23 protein-coding genes and 1 tRNA gene are annotated in these 24,401 nt (G+C 55.2%); 21 read left to right on the top strand and 3 right to left on the bottom strand.

Annotated features, from left to right (window positions below):
- The 19 genes from RWV98_RS10300 to RWV98_RS10210 all read left to right on the top strand — a co-directional run bounded on the left by RWV98_RS10300 (window position 1) and on the right by RWV98_RS10210 (window position 19,635).
- Complete coding sequence (locus RWV98_RS10300) at window positions 1-1,020, top strand: branched-chain amino acid ABC transporter permease (RefSeq protein WP_317860552.1); 1,020 nt, start codon at window positions 1-3, stop codon at window positions 1,018-1,020.
- 15 nt (window positions 1,021-1,035) lie between these two features.
- The gene (locus RWV98_RS10295; protein WP_317860550.1) at window positions 1,036-1,785 is read left to right on the top strand and encodes an ABC transporter ATP-binding protein; all 750 of its coding nucleotides are present in this window, start codon (window positions 1,036-1,038) and stop codon (window positions 1,783-1,785) included.
- Window position 1,786: 1 nt separating this feature from the next.
- On the top strand, window positions 1,787-2,491 hold the full coding sequence (locus tag RWV98_RS10290; protein WP_280962154.1) for an ABC transporter ATP-binding protein: 705 nt from the start codon (window positions 1,787-1,789) through the stop codon (window positions 2,489-2,491).
- 158 nt (window positions 2,492-2,649) lie between these two features.
- Window positions 2,650-3,447, top strand: a complete 798-nt coding sequence (locus tag RWV98_RS10285) for an MBL fold metallo-hydrolase (protein WP_317860547.1) — start codon at window positions 2,650-2,652, stop codon at window positions 3,445-3,447.
- Window positions 3,444-4,511 (top strand): zinc-dependent alcohol dehydrogenase, encoded by a 1,068-nt coding sequence (locus RWV98_RS10280; RefSeq protein ID WP_317860545.1) that lies wholly within the window; start codon window positions 3,444-3,446, stop codon window positions 4,509-4,511. The genes RWV98_RS10285 and RWV98_RS10280 overlap by 4 nt, the downstream gene beginning before the upstream one ends.
- 73 nt (window positions 4,512-4,584) lie before the next feature.
- Complete coding sequence (locus RWV98_RS10275; protein ID WP_317860543.1) at window positions 4,585-5,376, top strand: 5-deoxy-glucuronate isomerase; 792 nt, start codon at window positions 4,585-4,587, stop codon at window positions 5,374-5,376.
- Between the two features lie 13 nt (window positions 5,377-5,389).
- A complete protein-coding gene (locus RWV98_RS10270) occupies window positions 5,390-6,511 on the top strand; it encodes an iron-containing alcohol dehydrogenase (RefSeq protein WP_317860541.1) in 1,122 nt (373 codons plus the stop codon).
- Window positions 6,512-6,527: 16 nt separating this feature from the next.
- Complete coding sequence (locus RWV98_RS10265) at window positions 6,528-7,835, top strand: acetyl-CoA hydrolase/transferase family protein (RefSeq protein ID WP_317860539.1); 1,308 nt, start codon at window positions 6,528-6,530, stop codon at window positions 7,833-7,835.
- Between the two features lie 28 nt (window positions 7,836-7,863).
- Complete coding sequence (locus RWV98_RS10260) at window positions 7,864-9,312, top strand: 4-hydroxyphenylacetate 3-hydroxylase family protein (protein ID WP_317860537.1); 1,449 nt, start codon at window positions 7,864-7,866, stop codon at window positions 9,310-9,312.
- Between the two features lie 1,099 nt (window positions 9,313-10,411).
- On the top strand, window positions 10,412-11,155 hold the full coding sequence (locus tag RWV98_RS10255) for a DUF21 domain-containing protein (RefSeq protein WP_317860535.1): 744 nt from the start codon (window positions 10,412-10,414) through the stop codon (window positions 11,153-11,155).
- 33 nt (window positions 11,156-11,188) lie between these two features.
- On the top strand, window positions 11,189-13,054 hold the full coding sequence (dxs, locus tag RWV98_RS10250; RefSeq protein ID WP_280962146.1) for a 1-deoxy-D-xylulose-5-phosphate synthase: 1,866 nt from the start codon (window positions 11,189-11,191) through the stop codon (window positions 13,052-13,054).
- Window positions 13,051-13,848, top strand: coding sequence for a TlyA family RNA methyltransferase (locus RWV98_RS10245; protein ID WP_317860533.1), 798 nt, complete (start codon window positions 13,051-13,053; stop codon window positions 13,846-13,848). The genes dxs and RWV98_RS10245 overlap by 4 nt, the downstream gene beginning before the upstream one ends.
- Window positions 13,849-13,851: 3 nt before the next feature.
- The gene (locus RWV98_RS10240; protein WP_280962144.1) at window positions 13,852-14,703 is read left to right on the top strand and encodes an NAD(+)/NADH kinase; all 852 of its coding nucleotides are present in this window, start codon (window positions 13,852-13,854) and stop codon (window positions 14,701-14,703) included.
- An 18-nt stretch (window positions 14,704-14,721) separates the two neighbouring features.
- Window positions 14,722-15,177, top strand: coding sequence for an arginine repressor (locus RWV98_RS10235; protein ID WP_280962143.1), 456 nt, complete (start codon window positions 14,722-14,724; stop codon window positions 15,175-15,177).
- Window positions 15,178-15,207: 30 nt separating this feature from the next.
- Complete coding sequence (recN, locus tag RWV98_RS10230; RefSeq protein ID WP_317860531.1) at window positions 15,208-16,947, top strand: DNA repair protein RecN; 1,740 nt, start codon at window positions 15,208-15,210, stop codon at window positions 16,945-16,947.
- 55 nt (window positions 16,948-17,002) lie between these two features.
- Window positions 17,003-18,223, top strand: coding sequence for a tyrosine--tRNA ligase (gene tyrS / locus RWV98_RS10225; RefSeq protein ID WP_317860529.1), 1,221 nt, complete (start codon window positions 17,003-17,005; stop codon window positions 18,221-18,223).
- Between the two features lie 145 nt (window positions 18,224-18,368).
- Window positions 18,369-18,444 (top strand) — tRNA-Pro (locus RWV98_RS10220).
- Window positions 18,445-18,693: 249 nt separating this feature from the next.
- Window positions 18,694-18,954 carry a copper amine oxidase N-terminal domain-containing protein gene (locus RWV98_RS10215; protein WP_317860527.1) on the top strand — a complete coding sequence of 87 codons (261 nt, stop codon included), beginning with the start codon at window positions 18,694-18,696 and terminating at the stop codon, window positions 18,952-18,954.
- Between the two features lie 213 nt (window positions 18,955-19,167).
- On the top strand, window positions 19,168-19,635 hold the full coding sequence (locus RWV98_RS10210; RefSeq protein ID WP_280962139.1) for a helix-turn-helix domain-containing protein: 468 nt from the start codon (window positions 19,168-19,170) through the stop codon (window positions 19,633-19,635).
- A gap of 78 nt (window positions 19,636-19,713) precedes the next feature.
- On the opposite strand, the gene RWV98_RS10205 is transcribed toward RWV98_RS10210, so the two are convergent.
- From RWV98_RS10205 to RWV98_RS10195, 3 genes are read right to left on the bottom strand one after another with little or no spacing between them, the layout of a single operon-like run.
- The gene (locus RWV98_RS10205) at window positions 19,714-20,448 is read right to left on the bottom strand and encodes an ABC transporter permease (protein ID WP_317860524.1); all 735 of its coding nucleotides are present in this window, start codon (window positions 20,446-20,448) and stop codon (window positions 19,714-19,716) included.
- Between the two features lie 2 nt (window positions 20,449-20,450).
- The gene (locus RWV98_RS10200) at window positions 20,451-21,200 is read right to left on the bottom strand and encodes an ABC transporter permease (protein WP_317860523.1); all 750 of its coding nucleotides are present in this window, start codon (window positions 21,198-21,200) and stop codon (window positions 20,451-20,453) included.
- Window positions 21,197-22,111 carry an ABC transporter ATP-binding protein gene (locus RWV98_RS10195; RefSeq protein WP_317860521.1) on the bottom strand — a complete coding sequence of 305 codons (915 nt, stop codon included), beginning with the start codon at window positions 22,109-22,111 and terminating at the stop codon, window positions 21,197-21,199. The genes RWV98_RS10200 and RWV98_RS10195 overlap by 4 nt, the downstream gene beginning before the upstream one ends.
- A 132-nt stretch (window positions 22,112-22,243) precedes the next feature.
- Between RWV98_RS10195 and RWV98_RS10190 the strand changes: the two genes are divergently transcribed.
- Together RWV98_RS10190 and RWV98_RS10185 are read left to right on the top strand one after the other, a co-directional pair.
- The gene (locus tag RWV98_RS10190; RefSeq protein WP_317860519.1) at window positions 22,244-22,954 is read left to right on the top strand and encodes a response regulator transcription factor; all 711 of its coding nucleotides are present in this window, start codon (window positions 22,244-22,246) and stop codon (window positions 22,952-22,954) included.
- Complete coding sequence (locus RWV98_RS10185; RefSeq protein ID WP_317860517.1) at window positions 22,954-24,315, top strand: sensor histidine kinase; 1,362 nt, start codon at window positions 22,954-22,956, stop codon at window positions 24,313-24,315. The genes RWV98_RS10190 and RWV98_RS10185 overlap by 1 nt, the downstream gene beginning before the upstream one ends.
- Window positions 24,316-24,401 lie beyond the last annotated feature (86 nt).

Genomic DNA, 24,401 nt, shown 5'->3' with positions numbered 1-24,401 from the left:
ATGAAAGCAATCAATTTAAAATCCCCCAAGACGATTATCGCGCTTGCCGTCGTTCTGCTTGCGCTCGTTGCCCCGGCTGTGATTGACAACAGCTATATTCTCCAGTCGCTGATCATGATTGTCCTCTATGCATATTTGGCGTGCAGTTGGAACATAATCGGCGGATTCGGCGGACAGTTTTCACTTGGGCATTCGGTCTACTTCGGCATTGGCGCGTACATATCAACGCTTATGTTCAATCTCTATCAGGTTACGCCTTGGATCGGCATGCTGGTCGGCGCCGTTATTTCCGGCCTGCTGGCAATACTGATCAGCTACCCCTGCTTCAAACTGAGCGGATCGTATTTTACGCTTGCGACGATCGCGTTTCTGCATGTGATCCGATTGCTGATTACAACACAGGACAAGATTTTGGGCTTTGAGACCCGAGGAGCGCAGGGCTTGCAGGTAAAGTGGAGAAACGGCGGCCTGCTGGATATGCAGTTTCAAGACAAAAGGGATTATTTGTATGTGATTCTGCTGCTGCTCGCAGTTGTATTGATGGTATCCTATTACATTCGTCATTCCAAAACGGGTTACTATTTGGCGGCGATCAATACCAACCAGAATGCCGCGGAATCGCTGGGCGTGGATGTGACCCGCTATAAACTCAAAGCGATGTTTATCAGCGCGGTTTTTACCGCGATCGGCGGCACCTTCTACGCGCAGCTTATCCTATTCCTCGACCCGCAGCGAATCTTTGGCGCAGACTTTTCCATGGAGATCATGCTGTTCGCCGTGGTTGGCGGCGCGGGTACGATTTTGGGGCCGCTGCTGGGCGCGGTCTTGCTGGTCCCAATCAATGAATTAACACGAAGCTACTTCGGCGCGCAATATTCCGGCCTTGGCCCGCTGCTCTACGGACTGATCCTGTGTCTCGTTGTATTCTTCCTGCCCGGCGGTCTGCTTCCCAATATGAAGGCATTTTATAAGAAGCATAGGAATCCGGAACACCGCGAAACAAAAAAGGCGTTGGATTGAAATGGGAGGCGAAGTATGGAACAGATCTTAGCGGTAAGCAATCTTGTCAAAAAGTTTGGCGGTCTGATTGCTGTCAGCAACCTTGATATGACTGTAAACAAAGGAGAAATCGTTGGCTTGATCGGCGCCAACGGCGCGGGGAAGACAACAATTTTTAATATGATTTCCGGCTCGTTTCATCCGACCTCTGGAAAGATCCTATTGGAAGGGAAAGAGGTGCAAAACCTGCCGGCGCACAAAATGTGCAATTTGGGAATCGGAAGAACCTATCAAATTGTGCAGCCGTTTGCGGATTTGAGCGTGCTGGAAAATACGATGGTGGGCGCGCTGGTACGCGACGCGGACGTGAATCGAGCCCGTACGAAATCAAAGGAGATCCTGCAATTTCTGGGAATGGAAAAGCGCATGCATGTGCTGGGCCGTGACTTGAACCTGCCGGAACTGAAACGTATGGAGGTGGCGCGTGCACTGGCGACCCAGCCAAAAATCCTTTTGCTCGACGAGGTCATGGCGGGACTCAATCCGTCGGACAGCGCTATGGTGATTGAACTTGTCAGAAAGATTAATGAATCTGGCGTGACGATAATTCTTATCGAACACGTGATGAAAGCGGTTATGTCGCTGTCGGATCGGCTCTATGTACTCAATCAGGGTAAATTGATTTCCAGCGGACTACCGGAGGAAGTTTCCAAGGATCCGGAAGTCATTAAATCCTATCTGGGTGAAAAGTCTCGTAAGAATTCACCGCAGAAGCAGGAGGAGTAATATGTTAAGGGTAGAGCATATTGATGTTAGTTATGGAAATTTTAAAGCACTTTATGATGTTTCGCTGGAGATTAATCCGGGTGAAATCGTTGCTCTGCTGGGAAGCAACGGTGCGGGAAAATCCACTACAATCAACACCATTTCAGGCATGACCAAAGTAAACGCCGGAAAACTCTATTTCAATGATACCTGCATTAACAATATGCCGCCGTATGAACGTGTCAAACTCGGTATTATACAGGTGCCGGAAGGACGCAAGCTGTTTCCGTTCATGACGGTGGAAGATAATTTGCTGGTTGGCTCCTATCTCAAGAGCGTACACGACAAGAGAAGTGACACCCTCTCTCTGTGCTACGAAATGTTCCCAAAGCTGTATGAACGCCGCAAGCAGATGGCGGGCTCCATGTCTGGCGGCGAACAGCAGATGTGCGCGATCGCCCGAGGATTGATGCAGCAGCCCAAGCTGTTGATGCTGGACGAGCCTTCGCTCGGTCTTGCGCCGGTCATAGTTGAGCAGATATTTGAAGTGCTGCAAAAGATCAATCAGATGGGAACCACCATCCTACTGGTTGAGCAGAATGTCATGTCGTCTCTGGAGATCGCTTCACGCGGCTATGTTCTGGAGATCGGGCGCAATGTAATGGAAGGAACCAGTCAGGAGCTGCTCAATAATGAAGAGCTGAAAAAGGCATATCTCGGTTTATAGAAAGCAGGGCAATGCGGCGTATTGCCTTAAGGCGCAGAATCCGCCGGGGAAGGCATACGTGGAGGTGATTTGTAAAACTTCTGAAAGAAGACAATGCTTTCCTGAGAGGGCTTGTCTTCTTTTTATTTGCCTGCAAGGGTCGAAAGAAGGACGATGTGTTGACGAGGATTCTTCATTTTGCAAATTCCAGCCTGTTTTTTTATGCGGATCGGACAGGGATACTGATTGATGGCTTGTTCGGCGCGGGACCGTATCAATGCTTTTCCCCGCTGCCCGCGCCGATCCGAAGGCAAATGCTCAAACGTCAGGGAATATTTGGACATGTGGATGCGCTGCTGTTTACGCATGCGCATGGCGATCACTGTGATCGGGATGCGCTGCACTTTTTCCGACACCTTCACGAGCAGCCACCGGCGGTGTTTTTGTTCGGTGAATCAGATAACACGCTGCATGCCGACCGGGTGGACAGCAGGATACAGCGCTTGGAAGTAGGAGCCTTCACGATTTATGCTGTGGCGGCGCCGCATCAATGCATCGGTAAGAAGAATAAGGCATTATTTGCGCTGCCGAACTGCAGTTTTATCGTTTGTCAGGGAACAGAACGTTTTTTTGTTGCGGCAGATTCCCGTTGGAGGGAGGAGGACCTGAGGCTTGTGCAACCGTTTGGGCGCTTCAACGCGGTCTTCTGCAATGCCTATCACCTGATCTGGGATGAATCGAAAAGGTTTTTTGAAAAGCTGGATGCAGAAAGGATATATATTTATCATTTGCCCCTGCAAGAAGATGATATTTATGCATATCACAGTCTGGCAAAGCACGCCGCGCAGAATTTTCGGATGCGGAATCAACGCCATCCGGCAATCATGCCGCAAATGGAATGGCTGGGCGAAGAAAAACCCCTCTGGGCGGAGAATCTGCAAAAAGCAAACCAACAGAAGGAAGAAGGCGAAACATGAAGCAAACAATGAAAGCGGTCGTGGTACGGGACAAAAATGACGTTGCAGTACGGAACGATATCCCGATGCCGCAAATAGGAGAATATGAGGCGCTGGTAAAGATGTATTCCTGCGGGTTCTGCAATGGGACTGATTTCCACGTCATTGACGGTTCCCTGACCAAAGAAGAGGGCCTCGGGGCATATCCCACCATACTGGGGCACGAAGGCTGCGGCGATATTGTTGCAGTCGGGGCAAAGGTGCGGTATCTGCATATGGGGGATCGGTTGATTCATCCGGTCAACCGTCCCTGCGGCGATTATTCGATGACCTATGGCAATATGTGCGAATATGCGCTGGTTCCCGATCACTTGGCAATGTTGGAAGACGGATGGTCCAAAGATCAACTGCCGTTTAACGGAAATACAATTATTGGGGTAGAGCCGAATTTTGTGAAAATTCCGAAACATATCGATCCGATCGATGGCGGCGTATTGCTCAGTCTGTGCGAATGCCTTGGCGCGGTAAGAGATTTCGGAATCGGAGAAGGGGCAAGCGTGCTGGTCTATGGCTGCGGCCCGATGGGGCTTGCGTCAATGTATATCATGCGCGCGCTCGGCGTGAAGCGTATCGTCGCAGTCGATAGCATTGATTCACGCCTTGCAACCGCTAAAAATGAGGTTGGCGTCGATCAAACGATCAATTTTGAGCGGACAGCAGTGTCGGCGGCGCTGGCGGGGGAAAAATTCGACTTTACTTACGACGCGGTCGGAGCGGTTTCCATTATTGAGGAAAGCTCGCATTATCTGCGGCAGGGCGGAAAGGTTTGCGCGCTTGGGGTGTTGGGGGCAGGCAGAGACTTGCTTAATATGCATAAACTGCAAAACAACACCTCGGTACATATCCATAGCCAGCCGTATAAACGGTTTGGATTCATGGCGGAGCTGGTTGCTCTTATTGAAGCGGGTAAGATCAACCCGAAGAATTTTTATTCTCACGTCCTGCCGATGGAAGACATCCATCAGGCCATGGAACTGGTCAAAAATAAGCAGTGCCTAAAGGTGATCCTGAAGATTGCAGATTGAATTTTGTCAGGAAGCATGCCGAAACGGCTCGGTCGAATATGAAACGATAATGATTTTATAAGGAGTTAAGAACATGAAATACACCAGCAGCGGCTCTTTTGAGCAGGGCTATAATAAGATGATCTCCGCGGTTGAGAACCCGGAAATGAAGGGAATGGAGTTCGGCGTCGTCAAAATGGCGGGGGGCGATGTCATGCACTTTGACTACGCACAGGAGGTCGTTTATGATCTGCTCTCCGGCAAGGTGACTTTTGCGTGGGATGGGAAGAGCGAAACCGTGGCGCGTGAGGATTGCTTTCATGAAGGCGCGATTCTGCTGCATGTGCCGCAGTGCGTCAAGGTAACGATCACCGCTGAAACCGAGACCGAGGTGGCGGTTGCGCGCACCGAGAACAAGCGCAGCTTCGCAGCCAAGCTCATGCGTCCCGAGGATTGTCTGTGCGCCAACGAGGAACGCGGCGCGGGCCAAATGAACGAGTGCTCCACCCGGATGGTGCGTACCTTCTTTGACCGTTCCAACTGCCCGGAAACCAACTTTTTTATCGGCGAGGTCGTGCACTTTCCGGGCAAGTGGTCATCCTACCCGCCGCATCAGCATGTGGAGCCGGAGATGTATTACTACAAATTTTTGCCGCAAAACGGCTACGGTCTGGCGGAGTTTGGAGACGACGCCTATAAGGTTAAGCACAACGACCTGACCGGCATGCCCGCACACGTGACCCACTCGCAGGCGGCGGCGCCCGGTTACGCGGAGTATTACCTATGGTGTATCCGATTGCAGGATGATAAAAATATCGTCACCACGACGGTGAAGGAATACGAGTGGATAACCGCGCCGGACGCCAAGTATTTTCCAGAAATCTAAGGGGGCGAAAGAAATGAAAGCCTTTCAGTTGGCACCAGCAATAGGAGAGTACGCGGATTTCGGAGCGCTGGCGCAGGAATTGCGTTTAGGGAGGACAGACCTGATCCTGACGAACGAATACCTTTATCATCCGGCGCTCTCGGCGCTCGACCTCGGCTGCCAGACCCTGTTTCAGGAGCGATACGGTGCGGGCGAGCCGACAGACGTGATGGTCGACGCGATTTTGGACGAGCTGCGGGATAAGGAATATGACCGCATCATCGCCGTGGGCGGCGGCACAATCATCGACATCGCCAAGGTGCTGGCGGTTGCGGTGTCAAACGACCGTGTGGACGATCTGTATGACCGCATGGCGTCGCTTACCAAGGTGCACCCGCTCATTATCGTGCCCACCACCTGCGGCACGGGCAGCGAAGTGACCAATATCTCCATTATCAACCGCACAACCAAGGGCGTGAAGCAGGGGATCGTTTCGCCGTCTATGTTTGCCGATGAGGCCGCGCTCATCCCGGGCATGCTGCAAAGCCTGCCCTATGGCGTGTTTGCCACCTCCTCAGTAGACGCGATGATCCACGCGGTCGAGAGCTACTTAAGCCCCAATGCCTGTGCGATCAGCGAAGTATTTTCCGAACGGGCGCTGCACCTCATTCTGTGCAGCTGGCGCGGCGCGGTCGCATCAGGAAGCAAGGACGGCTGGAAGGCTTATGCGGCGGAGCTGCTTCGCGCTTCCAACTTTGCGGGCATCGCCTTTGGGCACGCGGGGTGCGCGGCCGTACATGCGCTGAGTTATCCGCTCGGCGGCGTGCATCACATCCCGCATGGACAGGCCAACCAGCTGATGTTCGCGGATGTGATGCGCAAATATCAGGAGAAAAAACCGGTGGGCAAGCTGAACCGCCTGCAGGAATTGCTCGCAAACGAACTGGACTGCACACCGGAACACGCGCTGGACGCGCTGTATGCGCTGATGGATCAAGTGATCGAAAAAGCGCCTCTGCGCACGCATGGCGTGACCGAACAGGAACTGCCGGTGTTCGCCAAGAATGTGCTGGAGACCCAACAGCGTCTGCTCGGCAATAATTACGTGGAGCTGACCGAACAGGATATTTTGGAGATCTACCGCTGGGCGTTTTAGGAAGGAGGAGACGGAAATGGACTGGAGAGAACACTATAAGAAGTGCACCATGACCCCGGAACAGGCGGTCTCCCTGATCTGCGACGGCGACCGCGTGGTGTTCGGTCACGCGGTGGGCGAGCCGATTGTATTTCAGCGGACGATGGCGCGTTTGGCCGATCAGTTCAGCGGCGTCGAGGTGGCGCACATGGTCTATCTTGGCTCGGGCGAGTATTTGCAGCCCGGTATGGAAGGGCACTTTCGGCACAACGCGCTGTTCGTCGGCGGTCCGGCGCGCAAGGCGATTGCGGAGCACCGGGCGGATTACACCCCCGCGTTTTTCTCCGATGTGCCGCGCATGTTCCGCGACGGGTCGCTGCCGGTGGACGTGTTCGCGTTCACCTGCTCGCCGCCGGATGAGCGGGGCTATGTATCGCTCGGCCTTTCGTGCGATTACGGCGCGCAGGCGGTCAAGTCGGCGCGGACGGTCATTGCCGAGGTCAATCCCAATATGCCGGTGACCTTTGGCGAAACCTTTGTGCATGTGTCGGAGATCGACGCTTTTCTGTGCTCGTGGGAGCCGCTGCCCGAATCAGCGCCCGCGAAAATCAGCGAGGAGGACCGGCAGATCGGCAAGTATATCGCGGATCTGGTGCGCGACGGAGACTGCCTGCAGCTCGGCATCGGCGCGCTGCCCGACGCGGTGTGTACGTTTCTTGGGGACAAAAAGGATCTCGGCTTACACACCGAAATGATCTCGGACGGCATCATCCCGCTGATCGAGTCGGGCGTGATCAACGGACAGTGCAAGCAGCGCGATATCGGCAAGATTTGCGTGACGTTTCTGATGGGCACCCGTAAGCTATATGACTTTGTCGACCATAACCCGATGTTCCACATGATGCCCGTGGATATCTGTAATAATCCGGCGGTAATCTCGCAGAACGACAATGTGGTTTCGGTCAATTCGTGCGTCGAGGTCGATTTACAGGGACAGGTGTGCGCGGAAGCGATCGGCCTGCGGCAGATCTCGGGCATCGGCGGCCAAATGGATTTCGTGCGCGGCGCAAACCTGTCCAAGGGCGGCCGGTCGATCATTGCGCTGCACTCGACTACAGGCGACGGTAACCACTCAAAAATCGTCGCGACGTTGACCGAAGGCGCGCCGGTGACGACCAGCCGCTGCGATGTGGGCTATATCGTGACCGAATACGGCGTCGCGGCTTTGCGCGGACAAACGCTGCGTGAACGAGCGATACGGCTCATCGCCATTGCACACCCCAAATTCCGTGCGGAACTTTCGGAGGAGTTTGAGAAACGCTTCGGCGAAGCGCCCGCATGCTGAATTATTGAAGAAAGAAGGAAAAAACGCCATGATGACAAAAGAGCAATACGTGGAATCCCTGCGGGGGCTGCACCTGAACCTGTACCGCTTTGGCGAAAGGGTGGAAAACGTGGTGGACGACGAGGTCGTCCGGCCCTCGCTCAATTCTTTTGCCGCGACCTACGAGCTGGCCGAGGACCCGCAGTACGAGGACCTGATGACCGCCGTTTCCAGCTTAACCGGCAAAAAGATCAACCGGTTTACCCATCTGCACCAGTCCGCCGACGACCTGATCAAAAAGGTCAAGATGCAGCGCCTTTTGGGGCAAAAGACGGCGGCCTGCTTCCAGCGCTGCGTCGGTCTGGACGCGGCCAACGCCGTGTTCTCCACCACCTTTGAAACCGACGAGGCCCACGGCACAAGCTATCACGAAAACTTCAAGAGGTTTTGGACCGAGGTGCAAAACAACGACTGGGGCGTGGACGGCGCGATGACCGACGTGAAGGGCGACCGCTCGCTCTCGCCTTCCAAACAGGCCGATCCTGATCTGTTCCTGCACGTGGTCGAACGCACGGCGGACGGCGTATACGTCACGGGCGCCAAGGCGCACCAGACCGGCTACTTAAATTCGCACTACGTGCTCGTCATGCCGACCATCGCCATGCGCGAGGGCGACGAGGACTACGCGATCTCCTTCGCCTGCCCGACCGACGCGGACGGCATCACGCTCATTCTCGGCCGGCAATCCTGCGACACTCGTAAGACCGAGGAGTATAACGATATCGACGTGGGCAACAAGGTGTACGGCGGCCACGAGGTGCTGGTCATTTTTGACCGCGTGTTCATTCCGAACGACATGATTTTCCTGAACGGCGAAGTGGACTTCGCGGGCATGATGGTGGAGCGCTTCGCGGGCTACCACCGCCAAAGCTATGGCGGCTGCAAGGTCGGCGTAGGCGATGTACTGATCGGGGCGACCGCGCTCGCGGGCGACATGGCGGGTTCCGCCAAGGCCAGCCACGTCAAGGATAAGCTGATCGAGATGACGCATCTGAACGAAACGCTGTACTGCTGCGGGATCGCGTGCTCGTCGCAGGGCACCAAGACCAAGGCGGGCAACTACCTGATCGATCTGCTGCTGGCCAACGTGTGCAAGCAGAACGTGACCCGCTTCCCGTACGAGATCGCCAGACTCGCGCAGGACCTCGCGGGCGGCGTCATGGTGACCCAGCCCTCCGAAGCAGACTACCGCAACCCCGCGACACATGATTACATCGAGAAGTACTTAAAGGGCGTGGCGAGCGTGCCGACCGAGGACCGCATGCGCGTGCTGCGCCTGATCGAAAACATGACCATGGGCACGGCGGCTGTCGGTTATCTGCCCGAATCCATGCACGGCGCGGGCTCGCCGCAGGCACAGCGCATCATGATCGCAAGACAGTCCAACCTCGAAATGAAAAAGCAGCTGGCAAGGGACATTGCGCGTATTTCGTTATAAAAATAAGGTTCTTAAGATAGCGGCTCAATAGAACTGTGCTTAAGTATGGTAGCGTGTACTCAGAGAGTATCAGATATCTGCCGCTGTGGCAGGGGCTGTAAAAAACTGTTGCAAAATAGAAGAGTACCCAAATGTCATTCTGTACGAAGTGAAGAATCTCGCGCGAACGCGCGTTCCCAGCGTATCGGATGCACGAGACCTCATGCTTTTTCAGTCATTTGTTTTTTGGAATGGGGTACAAATCTGGTTTAGTGGAATACTTGTCTTCGTCTTGTGATGACCTCTGATTAGTGGTATAATAATCAGGCTATCAGAAGCATTGCGGAATGAAAAATGTATCAGGATGTGTCCGCGCATATCGCGGAAAGTGGCACGCTGTAATCTACTGATGGATGCAGAAAAAATTCGATGATCTTAAAAGATAATATAAGTGCGCAAAAAACAGTAAAATTTTCTTGAAATCGCACTGTATTTAGTGTTATAATTGAAAACGCACAGACATAAACGACGTTAAACAGACGTTGCGATCGAGTGTGTAAAAAGTGGCGCAGTATCCTAGTCAGCGCATGCGATTCCCAGGACGGGCCTAAAAATCCGTAGAAGGGCATATCGATGAAGTCTCTGGTGTTTGCTTCTTACGCCCAGTTTGGGGTGGATGCTGGAGGTTAAGGCTCGAGGGCGCGCTTCAATGGCATGAAGTACCGACCCTCCCGCCGTGGAGACCTGTATGCGTGGGACACCTATAGCACCTCTTCGGGGGTTGACGGATGGCCTACGGTACAGGATGAAACCTGTATTGCGGTGCGGCGGCAGCCGCGCGCGACGGGATTGAACCCCCGTTTGCGCGGTACGTCAAAGCGCTGTGTGCAGTGTAGCCTGCCTTGCGTGGTTATGGTGGATAAGGTATCCGCCCGCGGTTTCCCGGCCAGGAACGCCGCGGGAATTGACGTTTGAAACCATAGCTGCAAAAGAGGCTAAGAATCGCGTTGCCTGTTGTGGAAAGCACCTAGGCTGTTCCAAAAGAGGCAGACAGAGGATTGCAGTACGGACTAAGTGGCAATTCGGTCCCGGTGATGGTAACATCCCGGCACGGGCTTTAATGGGAAACCCCCATAGCGGCGACGCATGGCAGCCCGCGGGGAAAACCAACCGAACCTCAAGCCGTAAGATTAACTCTGTCTGCCGCCACTTTATTTTATTAACCATCGCCCGTAAGGGCGTTATTTTCGTCAAAAGGGAGTTTCATCCTTGGAAGGAACCGACAAACAGAAGAAAAAAACAGCGCGAAGCGCCGCGCCCGCCGCGTCTGATCAATGTGCGCTGGGTCGTAACGATCATGGCGGTCAGCTTGGTGCTGAGCATGACAATGTCCTATCTCTCAAGCGAAGCGCTCAACAACGCGAATACGATCACTTCGTTTATCGTGTTGTTTCTTTTCATCGCGCTGGGCATCGTATTTGACATGATCGGCGTAGCCGCCACTTCGGCGACTGAAAAAGAATTTCACTCCATGGCGGCCCGCAAGGTGAAGGGCGCAAGGGAAGCGGTCTGGATGACGCGCAACGCCGAAAAGGTATCCAGCATCTGCAACGATGTCATCGGCGATATCGCTGGCATCATCTCAGGCGCGACCGGCGCGCTCATCGTCGCCCACATGACGGCGGGCGCGGGCGCGCTGCGCGCGGTCATCATATCCCTTGCGATCACCGGTATGATCTCCGCCATGACCATTGGCGGCAAGGCGGCCGGTAAGGGCATTGCGATCGCCAACAACGGCAAGATCCTCGCGGTATGCGGCAGGGTGCTCTCTGTGCTGCCCATCGCGTTCGATAAAAAGAAATAGCCGAAAAAAGGAGCTGCCACCCAAGGGGAAAGTATGAAAAAACGCTACGGAATTTTAGATAATGTAAAAAGCCCGGCCGATCTGCGAAACCTGTCCTACAATTCACTCGACGCGCTTTCAGCGTCTTTGCGCGAGTTTATTGTGGATCATGTTTCAAAGACGGGCGGGCATTTGGCGTCTAACCTCGGTGTGGTGGAGCTGGCCGTCGCGCTGGAACGCGAGTTCGATTCGTCGAAGGATCGCATCATATATGACGTCGGTCATCAGAGCTACGTGCATAAAATATTGACCGATCGGCGCGAAGGGTTTGATTCATTGCGTCAATTCGGCGGCCTTTCCGGTTTTATGAAGCCGGAAGAAAGCCCAGCGGATCCTTGTATCACGGGGCACGCGTCCAGTTCGGTCTCGGTCGCTCTCGGCATGGCGCACGCGCGCACGCTGAAAAATCAGAAATACCATGTGATCGCTGTGATCGGCGACGGCGCAATGACCGGCGGTATGGCCTATGAGGCGCTCAACAGCGCAGGCACCAGCCGCGAACCGCTGATCGTTGTGCTGAACGATAATAATATGTCGATCGCGCGAAACGTTGGCGGACTAAACCGCCACCTGTCCCGCTTACGTGTCAACCCGCGCTATCTGCGCGCAAAGACACGGGTGAAAGGCGTGCTGAGCCGTATGCCCGGCGGCCAAAAGCTGGCGGATGGCCTTTCCCGTATCAAGCGCCGCTTGAAGATTTTGCTGCTGCCGACCTCGATCTTTGAACAGATGGGGTTTGCCTATTTCGGCCCGGTGGATGGGCACGATATAAAATCCGTGTGCGAGCTGCTGCGTATGGCTAAAAAAATGAAAAAGCCGGTGCTGTTGCACATCATGACGCGGAAGGGCAAGGGTTATACGCCGTCCGAACAGGACCCGGAGACCTATCACGGCGTTTCTAAGTTTAATCCAGTGACCGGTATTACAGGCGGAGAGACCAAGCAGGATTTTTCCGCCTGCTTTGGCAAGGAGCTTTGCCGGTTGGCCGAAACGGATGGCCGCATTTGCGCGGTTACGGCCGCGATGCCATCCGGCACAGGCCTGACCGGTTTTGCCGAACGCTATCGCAGCCGCTTTTTTGATGTCGGTATCGCGGAAGAGCACGCGGTGGCAATGGCAGCCGGTATGGCCAAGCAAGGGCTTTTGCCCGTATGTGCGATCTATTCCACTTTTTTGCAGCGCGCTTATGATCAGATCATTCATGATGTGGCGATCGAAGGGCTGCATGTCGTTTTAGCGGTCGACCGCGCGGGCATTGTCGGCGCGGACGGCGCGACGCATAACGGCGTATTCGACGTGGCCTTTCTGCGCTCGGTACCGGGCCTGAAAATTTACGCGCCGAGCAACTTTGCCGAACTGCGCGCCATGCTCAGTCATGCGCTGTATCACGATACCGGCGCGGTCGCGATTCGCTATCCGCGCGGCGGCGAAGCTTCCTTCACGGCTTCCACGGTATCCGAACCGTTTGTTCGTATCAAAGAAGGTAAGTCTGCCGCGATCGTTACCTATGGCACGATGCTGGAGGAGACGCTGCAGGCGGCCAATACGCTTGCGGATACCGGGTGTGAGATCGCTGTTTATAAATGGAACGAGCTTTCCGCGTCGCCCGGCGAAGCGCTATTACAAGAACTGGGCGCCTATCGTGCGGTGCTGGTCGCGGAGGACGTGGTGCAAACGGGCGGCATGGGAGAGTATTTGGCCGCGCTGCTTGCGGCGCGTAGCTGTGCGCCGCAGCGTTTGCTGTTCTGTTCCACAGGCGACCAATTTCTGCCGCACGGCAGCGTGGAGGAGGTGCGCCGGGCCTGTGGCTTGGATGCGGCCAGTCTGGCAAAAACATTGAGGGAGGCGATCGCGAAATGAGTAAACTGCGTTTGGACGTCGCGCTGTTTGAGCGCGGTCTTGTCCCGTCGCGTGAACGCGCGAAAACGACGATCATGGCCGGTCTGGTTTATGTGGATGGCCAAAAGGCGGACAAGGCCGGCATGACCATACCGGAAGATGCCAACATAGAAGTGCGCGATATGGGTAAGACCTTTGTCTCGCGCGGCGGCCACAAAATTGAAAAGGCGCTTGACTATTTCCAGATCGACCCCAAGGGCCTGACCGTGATGGACGTGGGCGCGTCTACCGGCGGTTTTACCGATTGCCTGCTGCGGCGCGGCGCGGAAAAGGTCTATTCGATCGACGTGGGCTACGGCCAGCTGGCTTGGAGCCTGCGGCAGGACCCGCGCGTTGTATGCATGGAGCGCACCAACATCCGCTATGTGACGCCCGAGCAATTACCGGACACGCCTTCGCTGTGTGTGATCGATGTTTCGTTTATTTCGCTTCGTATCGTTCTGCCCGTCGTGGCGGAGCTTCTGTCGGAGCAGGGCCGCGTCGCCTGCCTGATCAAGCCTCAATTTGAAGCGGGCCGCGGCAAGGTGGGGAAAAAGGGTGTTGTGCGCGAGCCGGAGATCCATTTAGAAGTGCTCGAGGGCTTTGTGGAAAATGCGCGCGCTGCCGGATTTGCCGTACGAAACGTCACCTTTTCGCCCATCAAAGGGCCGGAAGGGAACATTGAGTTTTTGGGTTATCTGCAAAAGCAGGGGACGGACAGCGTTCCCGACCTTTCCGAGATTGTGCGTCAGGCGCACGAGGAATTGGATGGATAAAGAATGATCAAAACCATTTTTGTTTACCCTAATATGCGCAAAGAAGGCGTGCGCGGTATCCTGCCCAAGGTCTGTTCGCTGCTGAGCGGGCAAGGGGCGCGTTTGCTGCTGCCTCTACGGCTGCGCGGGCTGGAGAGCACAATCGAGTGCGCGGATTTTCTGGAATCCGTTGATGCCATGCGTGTGTCGGATGCGGCGGTGGTTCTTGGCGGAGACGGCACCATGCTGCGCATCGCGCGAGCAGCGGCGCAGCACGGCGTACCGCTGCTCGGCATCAATTTGGGCCATATCGGTTTCATGACCGAACTGGAGCGTGACGAGCTTTCTCTCATGGAGCGGCTGTTTACCGGAGAATATACGCTGGATAGCCGGATGATGCTGCACGTGGCGATCCGGCGGGGGGATCGCGTGGTCTATGAAAACGATTCGCTCAATGATATCGTCATTGCCAAGGGCACCGCTTTTCGTGTGGTGTGTGTGCGCATTGCGGCGGATGATGAGGACGTCACAGCCTTTAACGGCGATGGCGTGATCGTTTCCACGCCGACGGGTACGACGGCTTACGGCCTTTCCGCCGGCGGGCCGATCATTGAACCAAGCGCGGAAAACCTTGCGGTCACGCCGATCTGCGCGCATGCGCTGCAAGCAAAGGCGTTTGTGTTCGGACCGGAGCGCCGCATCACGATCAACGCGCAGTGCGAAGGCGGCAGCGAGGTGTTCGTTTCCGCGGACGGCGGACAGGGCTTTGCCATTCGTCCGGAGGATCAAGTGGAGATCACGCGTTCTTCGCTGCGGACGAAGTTGATCCGTCTGAAGGGCAACAGCTTTTACAAGATATTACAGCAAAAATTATAAGGCGAGGAGGGATGCGGCATGAAATTTCAGCGTCAAGCAAAGATACTTGATCTGATCGATCGGTTTGAGATAGAAACGCAGGAGGAACTGACCGACCACCTGCGCACCATGGGCTACAATACGACGCAGGCGACGATCTCGCGCGATATCCGTGAGCTGCGGCTGATCAAAACGCTTTCCTCTGAAACCGGAAAATATAAATACGCCGCGGCTACATCCGGCACGGCGGAGAGCTTTACCGTACGCCTGCGTAATATTTTCCGCGAGTGTGTGACCAGCATTCAGGCTGCGCAGAACATGGTCGTCATCAAAACGCTGCCCGGTCTGGGGCAGGCGGCGGCAATGGCGATCGACGCGATGCGCGCGACCGAGGTCATCGGCACGCTCGGCGGGGACGATACGGTGTTCGCCGTAATGCGGGATAACGAAAGCGCGGAACGCTTTTGCCGCGAAGCGCAGGAAATCCTACAATGAAAATAAGCGGCTGGAAAGGGAGGTGCTGTCATGCTCGAGCTGCTGCATATTGAGAATATTGCCGTGATCGAGCAGGCGGATATCGAACTCGAACCCGGCCTGACCGTGATGAGCGGCGAGACCGGCGCGGGTAAATCGATCGTGATCGATTCCGTGGGCGCGATTCTCGGCCGTCGTGTCAGCCGCGAGCTAATCCGCTCGGGCGCGCAGAAGGGCTTTGTCAGCGCGGTATTTTCCGCGCTTTCACCCGGCCTTAACCGCCTTTTGGCGGAGCTCGACCTGACCGGCGAGGAGCCGGATACCCTGTATATCCAGCGGCAGATCAACGCGGACGGCAAGAGCGCCTGCCGTGTGAATATGAAGCCTGTTACGGCCGCGGTACTAAAGACGCTTGCGCCTTATCTGATTGATATTCACGGCCAGAACGATGGACAAAAGCTGTTGGACGAGCAGTATCACATTGATTACTTAGACGGCTTTGCGCAAAATGAAGCGCTGCTGGCGGAATATCAGCCGCGCTATCAATCGCTTCTACAGCTGCGCCGGCAGATTACCGCGCTGGAAACCGGCGAGCAGGAACGTCTGCAACGGGTTGACATGCTCTCTTTTCATAAGGAAGAGATTGAGCAAGCTGCGCTTAAGCCGGGTGAGGATGAAACGCTTGCGCAGCAAAAGGCCTTTTTTGACCATGCGGGCAAGATAGCCGCGGCGCTTGAAGAGGCTCGCCTTGCGCTGGCGGGGGATGAGGATGCAGACGATGCGGCCGGCGCGTGTTCTCTGCTCGACCGCGCTGCCGAAGCGCTGGGGGCGATCGGAGAAATATCTGATGCGTATGAAGGCATCGCCGAGCGCGCGCAGGAGCTTCGATATCTCGCCGCCGATTTGCGGGACAGTGTGGCCGGTGGTTGTGGCAACCTAGAATTTTCCGCCGCGGAGCGTGACCAAACGGAGCAGCGGCTGGACGAGATCTATCGCCTGAAGCAGAAATACGGCGGTACGATTGAGGAGATCCTCGCTTATCACGCCAAGATAACGGAAGAACTCGATGGGCTGCAAAACGCAGATACCCGGCGTGACGCTCTGCGCGAGCAGTATCGTGTGGAATTGGCGGACGCCAAGAAAATCGCTGCCCGTCTGACCGAGGCCCGCGTAGAAGCCGCGGGACGGCTCGAGCAGGCGATCGTGCGGGAACTCGGCGAGCTGGACATGGAAAAAGTGCGGGTGCGCATCGCGGTACGTACCGGTACCAAGCTGACGCAGCAGGGCTTTGATACGGTCGCGTTCGAGATATCGGTAAATCCCGGCGAGCCGGAAAAACCGTTATCCAAGGTCGCGTCCGGCGGTGAGCTTTCGCGGATCATGCTGGCGCTGAAAAATGTGCTGATGGCAGGCGAGGAGGTCGGCATGCTGATCTTTGATGAGATCGACACCGGCGTCAGCGGTCACGCCGCACAGCAGATCGCGCGTAAGCTGTGCGCGATCGCTGGACAAAAGCAGACCCTGTGCGTGACGCATTTGCCGCAGATCGCGGCGATGGGCGACTATCATTTGCGCATTTCCAAGTCGGTGCGGGGCGAGCGCAGTTATACGGATGTCAGCCCGATGGATGAAGCGCGGCGGATCGATGAGATCGCACGCCTTCTTTCAGGGGAAACGATCACCGACGCCTCGCGCGGCAATGCCGCCGAGCTGCTCCATGAGGCGAAGCGCTATAAGACGGATCGAGAGACCGGCTTTATTGATGAACGCCGCAAGGAACGGGCGCCGTGAATCTATGGTTAAAAAGTATTTAAAATAGATTTAAAAACAAGGAGAACAAGTGACGATGGGTATCTATCAGGAACTCGTTGACCGCGGATTGATCGCACAGGTCACAAACGAGCAAGAAATTAAAACAATGATCGACAATGGCAAGGCCACCTTTTATATCGGCTTTGACCCGACGGCGGATAGTCTGCATGTTGGTCATTTTATGGCCCTGTGCCTGATGAAGCGCTTGCAGATGGCCGGCAATAAGCCGATCGCATTGATTGGCGGCGGCACCGGCATGGTGGGCGATCCCTCCGGCCGTACCGATATGCGTTCGATGATGACGGTTGAAACCATCCAGCATAATTGCGACTGCTTCAAAAAGCAAATGGAGCGCTTTATCGAGTTTGGCGAGGGCAAGGCGCAGATGGTCAATAACGCCGACTGGCTGATGAACCTGAATTATATCGAGCTGCTGCGCGATGTCGGCTCATGCTTTTCAGTCAATAACATGTTGCGTGCCGAGTGCTATAAACAGCGCATGGAAAAGGGCCTTAGCTTTTTAGAGTTCAACTACATGATCATGCAGTCCTACGATTTTTACTACCTGTTTCAGCACTACGGCTGCAACATGCAGTTCGGCGGCAACGATCAGTGGAGCAATATGCTGTTCGGCACAGAGCTGATCCGTCGTAAGCTCGGCAAGGACGCGCACGCAATGACGATCACGCTGCTGCTCAATTCGGAAGGCAAGAAGATGGGCAAGACCGCCGCGGGCGCGGTTTGGCTCGATCCGAACAAGACCTCGCCCTACGATTTTTATCAGTATTGGCGCAATGTCGACGACGCGGATGTGCTCAAGTGTATCCGTATGCTGACCTTCCTGCCGCTTGAGCAGATTAACGAGATGGACGGCTGGGAGGGCGCGCAGCTTAACCGCGCCAAGGAGATTCTTGCCTATGAGCTCACTGCGCTCGTGCATGGCAAGGAAGAGGCGGACAAGGCGCAGGACGCGGCAAAGAGCATCTTTGTCAGCGGGGGCTCCAGCGAAAATATGCCTACCACAAAGCTCACGGATGCCGATTTTATAAACGAAGAGATCGGCGTGCTGACCCTGCTGGTCAAATGCGGTCTCGCCGCTTCAAACGGGGAAGCGCGTAAGCTGGTGCAGGGCGGCGGCGTATCCGTTGCGGGTGATAAGATAGCCGACCCCAAGCAGATGCTGAACAGATCGGTTTTTGAAAACGAATGTATCATTAAAAAGGGCAAAAAGACCTTCCACAAGGCGACCCTGTGATCAAGATATTTTGAGAACGCAGCCCGGAATGACTTAGCCGAGAATCACGGCTAAGTCATTCCGGAACACTTGAAAAAATGCTTGACAGGAGCACTTAAATTTGGTATTCTAATTAGGCAAGGTTTTGAGTTATTCCTTGTATTATCCGGGTGTAGCGCAGTTGGTAGCGTGCTTGACTGGGGGTCAAGAGGCCGCAGGTTCAAGTCCTGTCACTCGGACCATATAAATGAGACTTGAAAATTCACTTTTCGTGGGTTTTCAAGTCTTTTTCAATGTTGAAATGCAAATCTGGTTGCTGTCACCAACGACAAAGACGGAGCGCTGCGCAAGGTCTTTATACGTCGTGCACCCCGCATTGGGCAAGCGTGCCCAATATGTGCAGGATTTTGACGGTAACAGCTATATGTCCGCTCTACGCGTGGCGTACGTGGTCAATCCGATCTGAACAGATGCAAGTAGACAACCCAATTATGTATTACTGTGACGCAGATGTAACAGACAGTGCGGTTACACTGGATGTTGCGCCACAACTGATTGACGGACGTACGATGCTCCCGGTGCGTGCGGTGTGCGAATATTTAAATTCAAAAGTTGACTGGAATGAAGACTCCAAGTCCATTGGGATTTTTCCGATTGCATTTGAAGTGATTGATCCCGACATTCCCGGAGAATACGCAACGGGCAATATCAATAAGTATTTAAAAGATCGGCCGGTCTATACAGGGGATTAACATGGTATAGCAATAACCACCTTATGAAAATAAGGTGGTTATTGCTATACCTCAGCCAGCGCGCTTCTGCCGTTACTGCGCAAGGTTCCGGCTGCTCTTTTTACGGAGCAGTTGGACTTTCTTTTATATGCATAAATAGTCAAGCACCGGAGTACCTTTCAAAATATGACAAAATGCGATACGCTTCTTTTGATAAATAAAAGGAGGTATCCCATGTTAAAAGACATCGTTGCAAGAAATGCATTGCGGGTGCGGGAATTAAACCGGCCCGAACCGGATAAGCCGTTATCGCGCACCAATGTATATCCACAAGATGAGGCGGCAGCCAGCGCTGGCATATCGATAAAACTTCTAGGCAAAATAGAGCGCGGGGTGCAGAATACAACGCTGAAAACGATCAGGAAATTGAAATTTGGTTATAACCTACGTGATTATGAGCTACTTGACGAAAATGGAGGCATCGAGGGTGCACAACCGTGCTATGCCACGCTTAACTGCTTTGCCCGGTACTGTGTGAAGCGCTCAGATCATACGCCGGATACGGAACCTTCACACCTGCTCGATGATTTGGACAATGAACTGCTTGACCATTTCACTCTTGAAAGAATCGAAACGCTTGCGGTACGACAGCATATGAAAGAAGAGAAACTGGCGAATGGGAACATAGCGAGGCGAAGCTAACCCTGCTTCGCCCTTCGTGGAATTCCTGCTTCCACCTATATTACCATATGAACCATATTTACGGCGCATTGAGGCGCATTATGCGGTTTTGACGTCGCGTTTTTTAAGCCAGAGCACGCCGAATGCGCAAGCTGCTAAAAAAAACAGGGTGGAGGTGGCCGCAAACAGCTGGGGAGCGCACTGCATCGGTTCATCCGGTTTGTTCGTGCACATGCTAAGCTGCAAAAGAGAAAAAGGAAAATACGCGCCAATGCCCTTGGCAAAAGCGGCGATCCCGCAGAAGCCGCCTAAAATGCCCAGACCGACAGGGATGGCGAATGATCGGATTACCAGCGCCACGCATAGAAGAAGAGCCGCCTCCACGGTCAGCGCCCACCAGCCGCGTATCAGCCATAAGAAGAGTTCGGGAGGCACGGGCGCGGTCAGCCCAGCCAGCTTGCCGAAAAGCAGGAACAATGCGCCGATCAGCAACTGTGTCAACACGGAAAGCAGGGAAACGATGGCGAGCTTGGCGAAGAAAATATGCGCCGGTGCGACCGGCATGGTCATTACACTGTTCCAGTTGCGCCCCAGATGCTCCAACCGGCACACATAAGCGCAGTATACGCCGGTTAGCGCGGGTGCGAATAGGGCGCAGTAAAACAGCGAATGCTGGGTCCAGAGCGAATACCACTGCTGGGTCAAAATACCCAGATTGTTTAGATAGTTAAATGTACCCATTACGGCGGAGAGCAACGGCAGCACGGCCAGCGCCAGCCAAATAAAGGAGCGCCGCAGTTTGATGCATTCGGCGCGAAACGATCTGATCAACATACTTACACCTCCTTGCGAATAAACAGCCGCCGCCCGATCGCATATAGGGCAATGAAAAATAGGCAAATACAAAGCAGACCTGTTGAATCATAGCGAACAAAATAATAATCAACCACACGGGTCGCGCGATCCCAATCCATTCGCACGGTATAAAGCACGCCGTAATACGCCCAGATCAACAGCTTTTGGAATGATTGCGGGAAAAAGAGCGAGAACAGCCCGATGAATGCGCCGACCAGACCGAGGATCATGCCGATCATCTGATTGGGCACCAGCATGGACAGAATCAGCTGAAACAGCAGAATGGTTAGAGAGACCGCTAATGTGGACACGAAATAAAGCGCAATCTCATCGACCGGCGGGGCTCCCGCGAAGCCGCGCATCATGCCGAAAACCGTGATCGTCACCGTCTGCAGCACGATGGCTGCCGTAAGCCAGCCGGCGGCGCAGAGCAGCTTGGCATCGAACAGCCGCCCGGGAGAAGCGACGGTTTGAAGCAGCTTATAGGTATTGCCCTTATGCTCGATATCGGCCGCGCGCGATGCGATCACCGCGGCGATCACCGGGGTCATCATCGCGTTGAGCATCGGAAAGTTATATAGGATATTGGCCCAGCCTTGTGAAAGCTCCTTGGCGCTCATGTCGGAAAAGGACCACAGCCCCCAAAGCAGCTGCGCGGTGAGCATCAGCAGCGGAGCGAGCCATATTTTACGGCGCTTTAGCTTATAAAACTCCATTTGCAATACTTTCACAGACTGGCAGCCCCCTCCGTCAGCTCTAGAAATAGATCTTCCAGATTTTTTTGCCGGTCCTCCAGCCGTACGATACCGATATGGTTTTCAAGCAGCAAGCGCATACACCATGCCGTCTTTTCATCCGCAAAGGGTGGTAGCAGCAGGTAATCGTCCAGCGTTTCACAGGGTACGCCGTGACCGGACAGCACGCTTTGCGCCTGCGTATTTTGCAGCGTGCGCAGAGCGAGTCGGTGCTCGCTTCGCTCGTGCAGCCTCTCGATTCGATCCTGATACACCAGCGCGCCGTCCGCGATCACGCCGACATGGGTCGCCATCTGGTCGATCTCGCTCAGCAAATGGCTGGACACCACGACCGTCATGCCAAATCGACGCGGCAGATCGCTGATCAGCTCGCGCATCTCCTGTATGCCCGCCGGATCAAGACCGTTGGTCGGTTCATCCAGCACGAGCAAACGCGGCCGTGACAACAGCGCGGCCGCCAAGCCCAGCCGCTGTTTCATGCCCAGTGAATACTGCGATACCTTTTTATCCTTTTGTCCGGTCAAACGCACGATTTGCAGCGCCTCGTCGACCGCTTGCTTCGGCAGCCGACGCAGGGTCTGTAAAATATGCAGGTTTTCCTCTCCGGTCAAATGCCCATAATAGGAAGGGGATTCAATCAGCGATCCAACGCTTTGCAGGATCGCAAGGCGGTTTTTCGGCTCCATCCGTTTGCCGAAAACCGTGACCGTGCCCTTTGTCGGCCGGGCTAGGCCGAGTACCATTTTCAGCGTTGTCGATTTGCCCGCGCCGTTTGGTCCGAGAAATCCGTATATTGCGCCCTCCGGCACGGCGAGGCGCAGGTCTTTCACGCGCAGCTTACCGCCGTAAGCCTTGCACAAGTCCTCTGTTTCGATCATATTGCGCATATCATTGCACACTTCCTTTCCATACCGTATCATAAAGCAGCTACCTTACGGCAGCATGAAGCCTGCCTTACTTTTTCCTTACATTTTGCAGCAAGGCGGCGCTTTTGTGCTATGATAAAGATGGTGAGTAAAATGAATGCTTTATCAAATTTTCAAATTCTGATCGTAGACGACGAACCGGCGCTTTGCCGCATGATCAGCGATATCCTGCGGGACGCCGGCTTTACCTATATGCTAACGGCGCAAAGCTGCGCAGAGGCGCGGCGGCAGTTTGCTGAATGGAGGCCGGACGCGGTTCTGCTTGATGTGATGCTGCCGGACGGCGATGGTTTTAGCCTCATTGAAGAGTTGCGACGCGGACGCGACGTGCCCATCCTGTTCCTCTCCGCGCGCGACGCGGACGAAGACCGGCTGCGCGGTTTGGGACTTGGGGCGGACGATTATATCGCAAAGCCCTTTTTGCCGCGGGAGCTGGTGCTCCGCCTGACCGCGGTGCTGCGCCGCGCCTATGCCGACCGCCTAAAATGTGCGGACGGCCTACTGCGGTTGGGCGCCACAACGGTCGATTGGGCAAGCGGCACGGTATCGCGCGGCGGCACACAGACGGCGCTGACCGCCAAGGAATACGCTCTGCTGCGTAAACTTGCGGATAACCGCGGCCATATCGTAACGATCGACGCCCTTTGCTACGCGGCTTGGGGTGACGAGAACTTCGGTTATGAGAACACGCTGATGGTGCACATTCGCCGCTTGCGGGAAAAGATCGAGGAGGAGCCCTCGCGCCCCCGGTATTTGCTGACAGCGCGCGGACTGGGCTATAAGCTAAAACGGGAGGATAGCTGATGCGGGGACTGACCAAAATGCTCAGCCGCTACGTCGGCGCGGCTATCGGTGTGGGGCTTTTTTTGCTCCTGCTCAATTTTTCGTTGTTTATTGCCTTTGGCGTGCTTTGTCAAAAGAGCGCGCCCGAGACCAAGGACCGCGTGACATTGATCGCAAATGGCGTCTCCCGGCAGGCGGACGGTTCCGTTGCCGTTTCAGACGAGGCACGGCGCGCGCTGGATGAGCGATACGTTTGGGCCATGCAGCTGGATGAGCAAGGCAATGTTATTTGGGGCGACCGCTTGCCGGAAGATCTGCCGCGCCATTACAGCGCCAGCGATATCGCTTCCTTTGCCCGCTGGTATTTGGAGGATTATCCGGTCTATGTCTGGTCGGATGGGGACGGCCTGCTGGTGCTGGCAAGCGCGCGCGGCAGCGAATGGAAATATGCGGTCACCACATCCTCTTTCCTGATCCGGCAAGGCATCCGCTGGGTTCCCGGCGTATTGCTGCTCAATCTGCTCACGGCGCTGCTGTTGGCGCTGTTGCTGGGCTGGCGCATGTATCGCGCGGCGGCCCCGCTCGCAGGCGGGATCGAACAGCTCGCGGAGGAGCAGCCGGTCGAGCTGCCCGTGCGCGGCGTGCTGGGCGATCTTTCGGCCGATCTGAACCGCGCTTCCCAAAAGCTTCGCACACAGCGCGACTTGCTCGATAAGCGCGACCGCACGCGCACCGAATGGATCGCCGGCGTATCGCACGATATCCGCACCCCGCTCGCGCTGGTGCAGGGCAGCGCGGCGCAGCTGGAGGAGGATGCGCGGCTTCCGGCGGACGCCCGCCAAAAGGCTGCGCTGATCCGTCAAAACAGCCAGCGCATGGGGCGTCTGGTTAGCGATTTAAATTTAGCTTCCAAGCTCGAATATGAAATGCAGCCTTTGCAGAAAATACTGTTGCGGCCGGCCGCGCTGCTGCGCACCGTCGCGGCGGAAGCGCTCAACAGCTTGCCGGAAGACGCCGCCGCGCAAATCGAAGTGCGAATCCCGCCGGAGCTTGGCGAGCTGTCCATTTATGGTGATGAAAAATTGCTCATAAGGGCGGTCGAAAACCTGTTGCGCAATAGTCTGGCGCACAACGGGAACACTGTTTCCATCCGCCTATCGCTGCGGCGCACGGCAAACGCCTGTCATATTCTGGTGACGGACAACGGCGCAGGGCTGCCGGCCGATGTTCTGGCGCGTTTGCGCACCCCCCATCAGGATACGCTGCCCGCGCACGGGCTGGGGCTGATATTGGTCCGCCAGATCGCGCAGGCGCATGGCGGCGCGGTGCTGTTTGAAAATCTGTTACACGGGCTTTGTGTGACGATCAGCCTGCCCATGTGAAGAAGAGGCGCGTTGTTCGACATTTTTTTCGCAGCCGCTCTTTCGCTTTGTCCATCGCTGTGATACAATAAAGACTCGAAAGGGGA

The sequence above is a fragment of the Agathobaculum sp. NTUH-O15-33 genome (assembly GCF_033193315.1).
Classification (GTDB): domain Bacteria; phylum Bacillota; class Clostridia; order Oscillospirales; family Butyricicoccaceae; genus Agathobaculum; species Agathobaculum faecihominis_A.
This window is presented reverse-complemented; position numbering and strand designations above follow the sequence as displayed.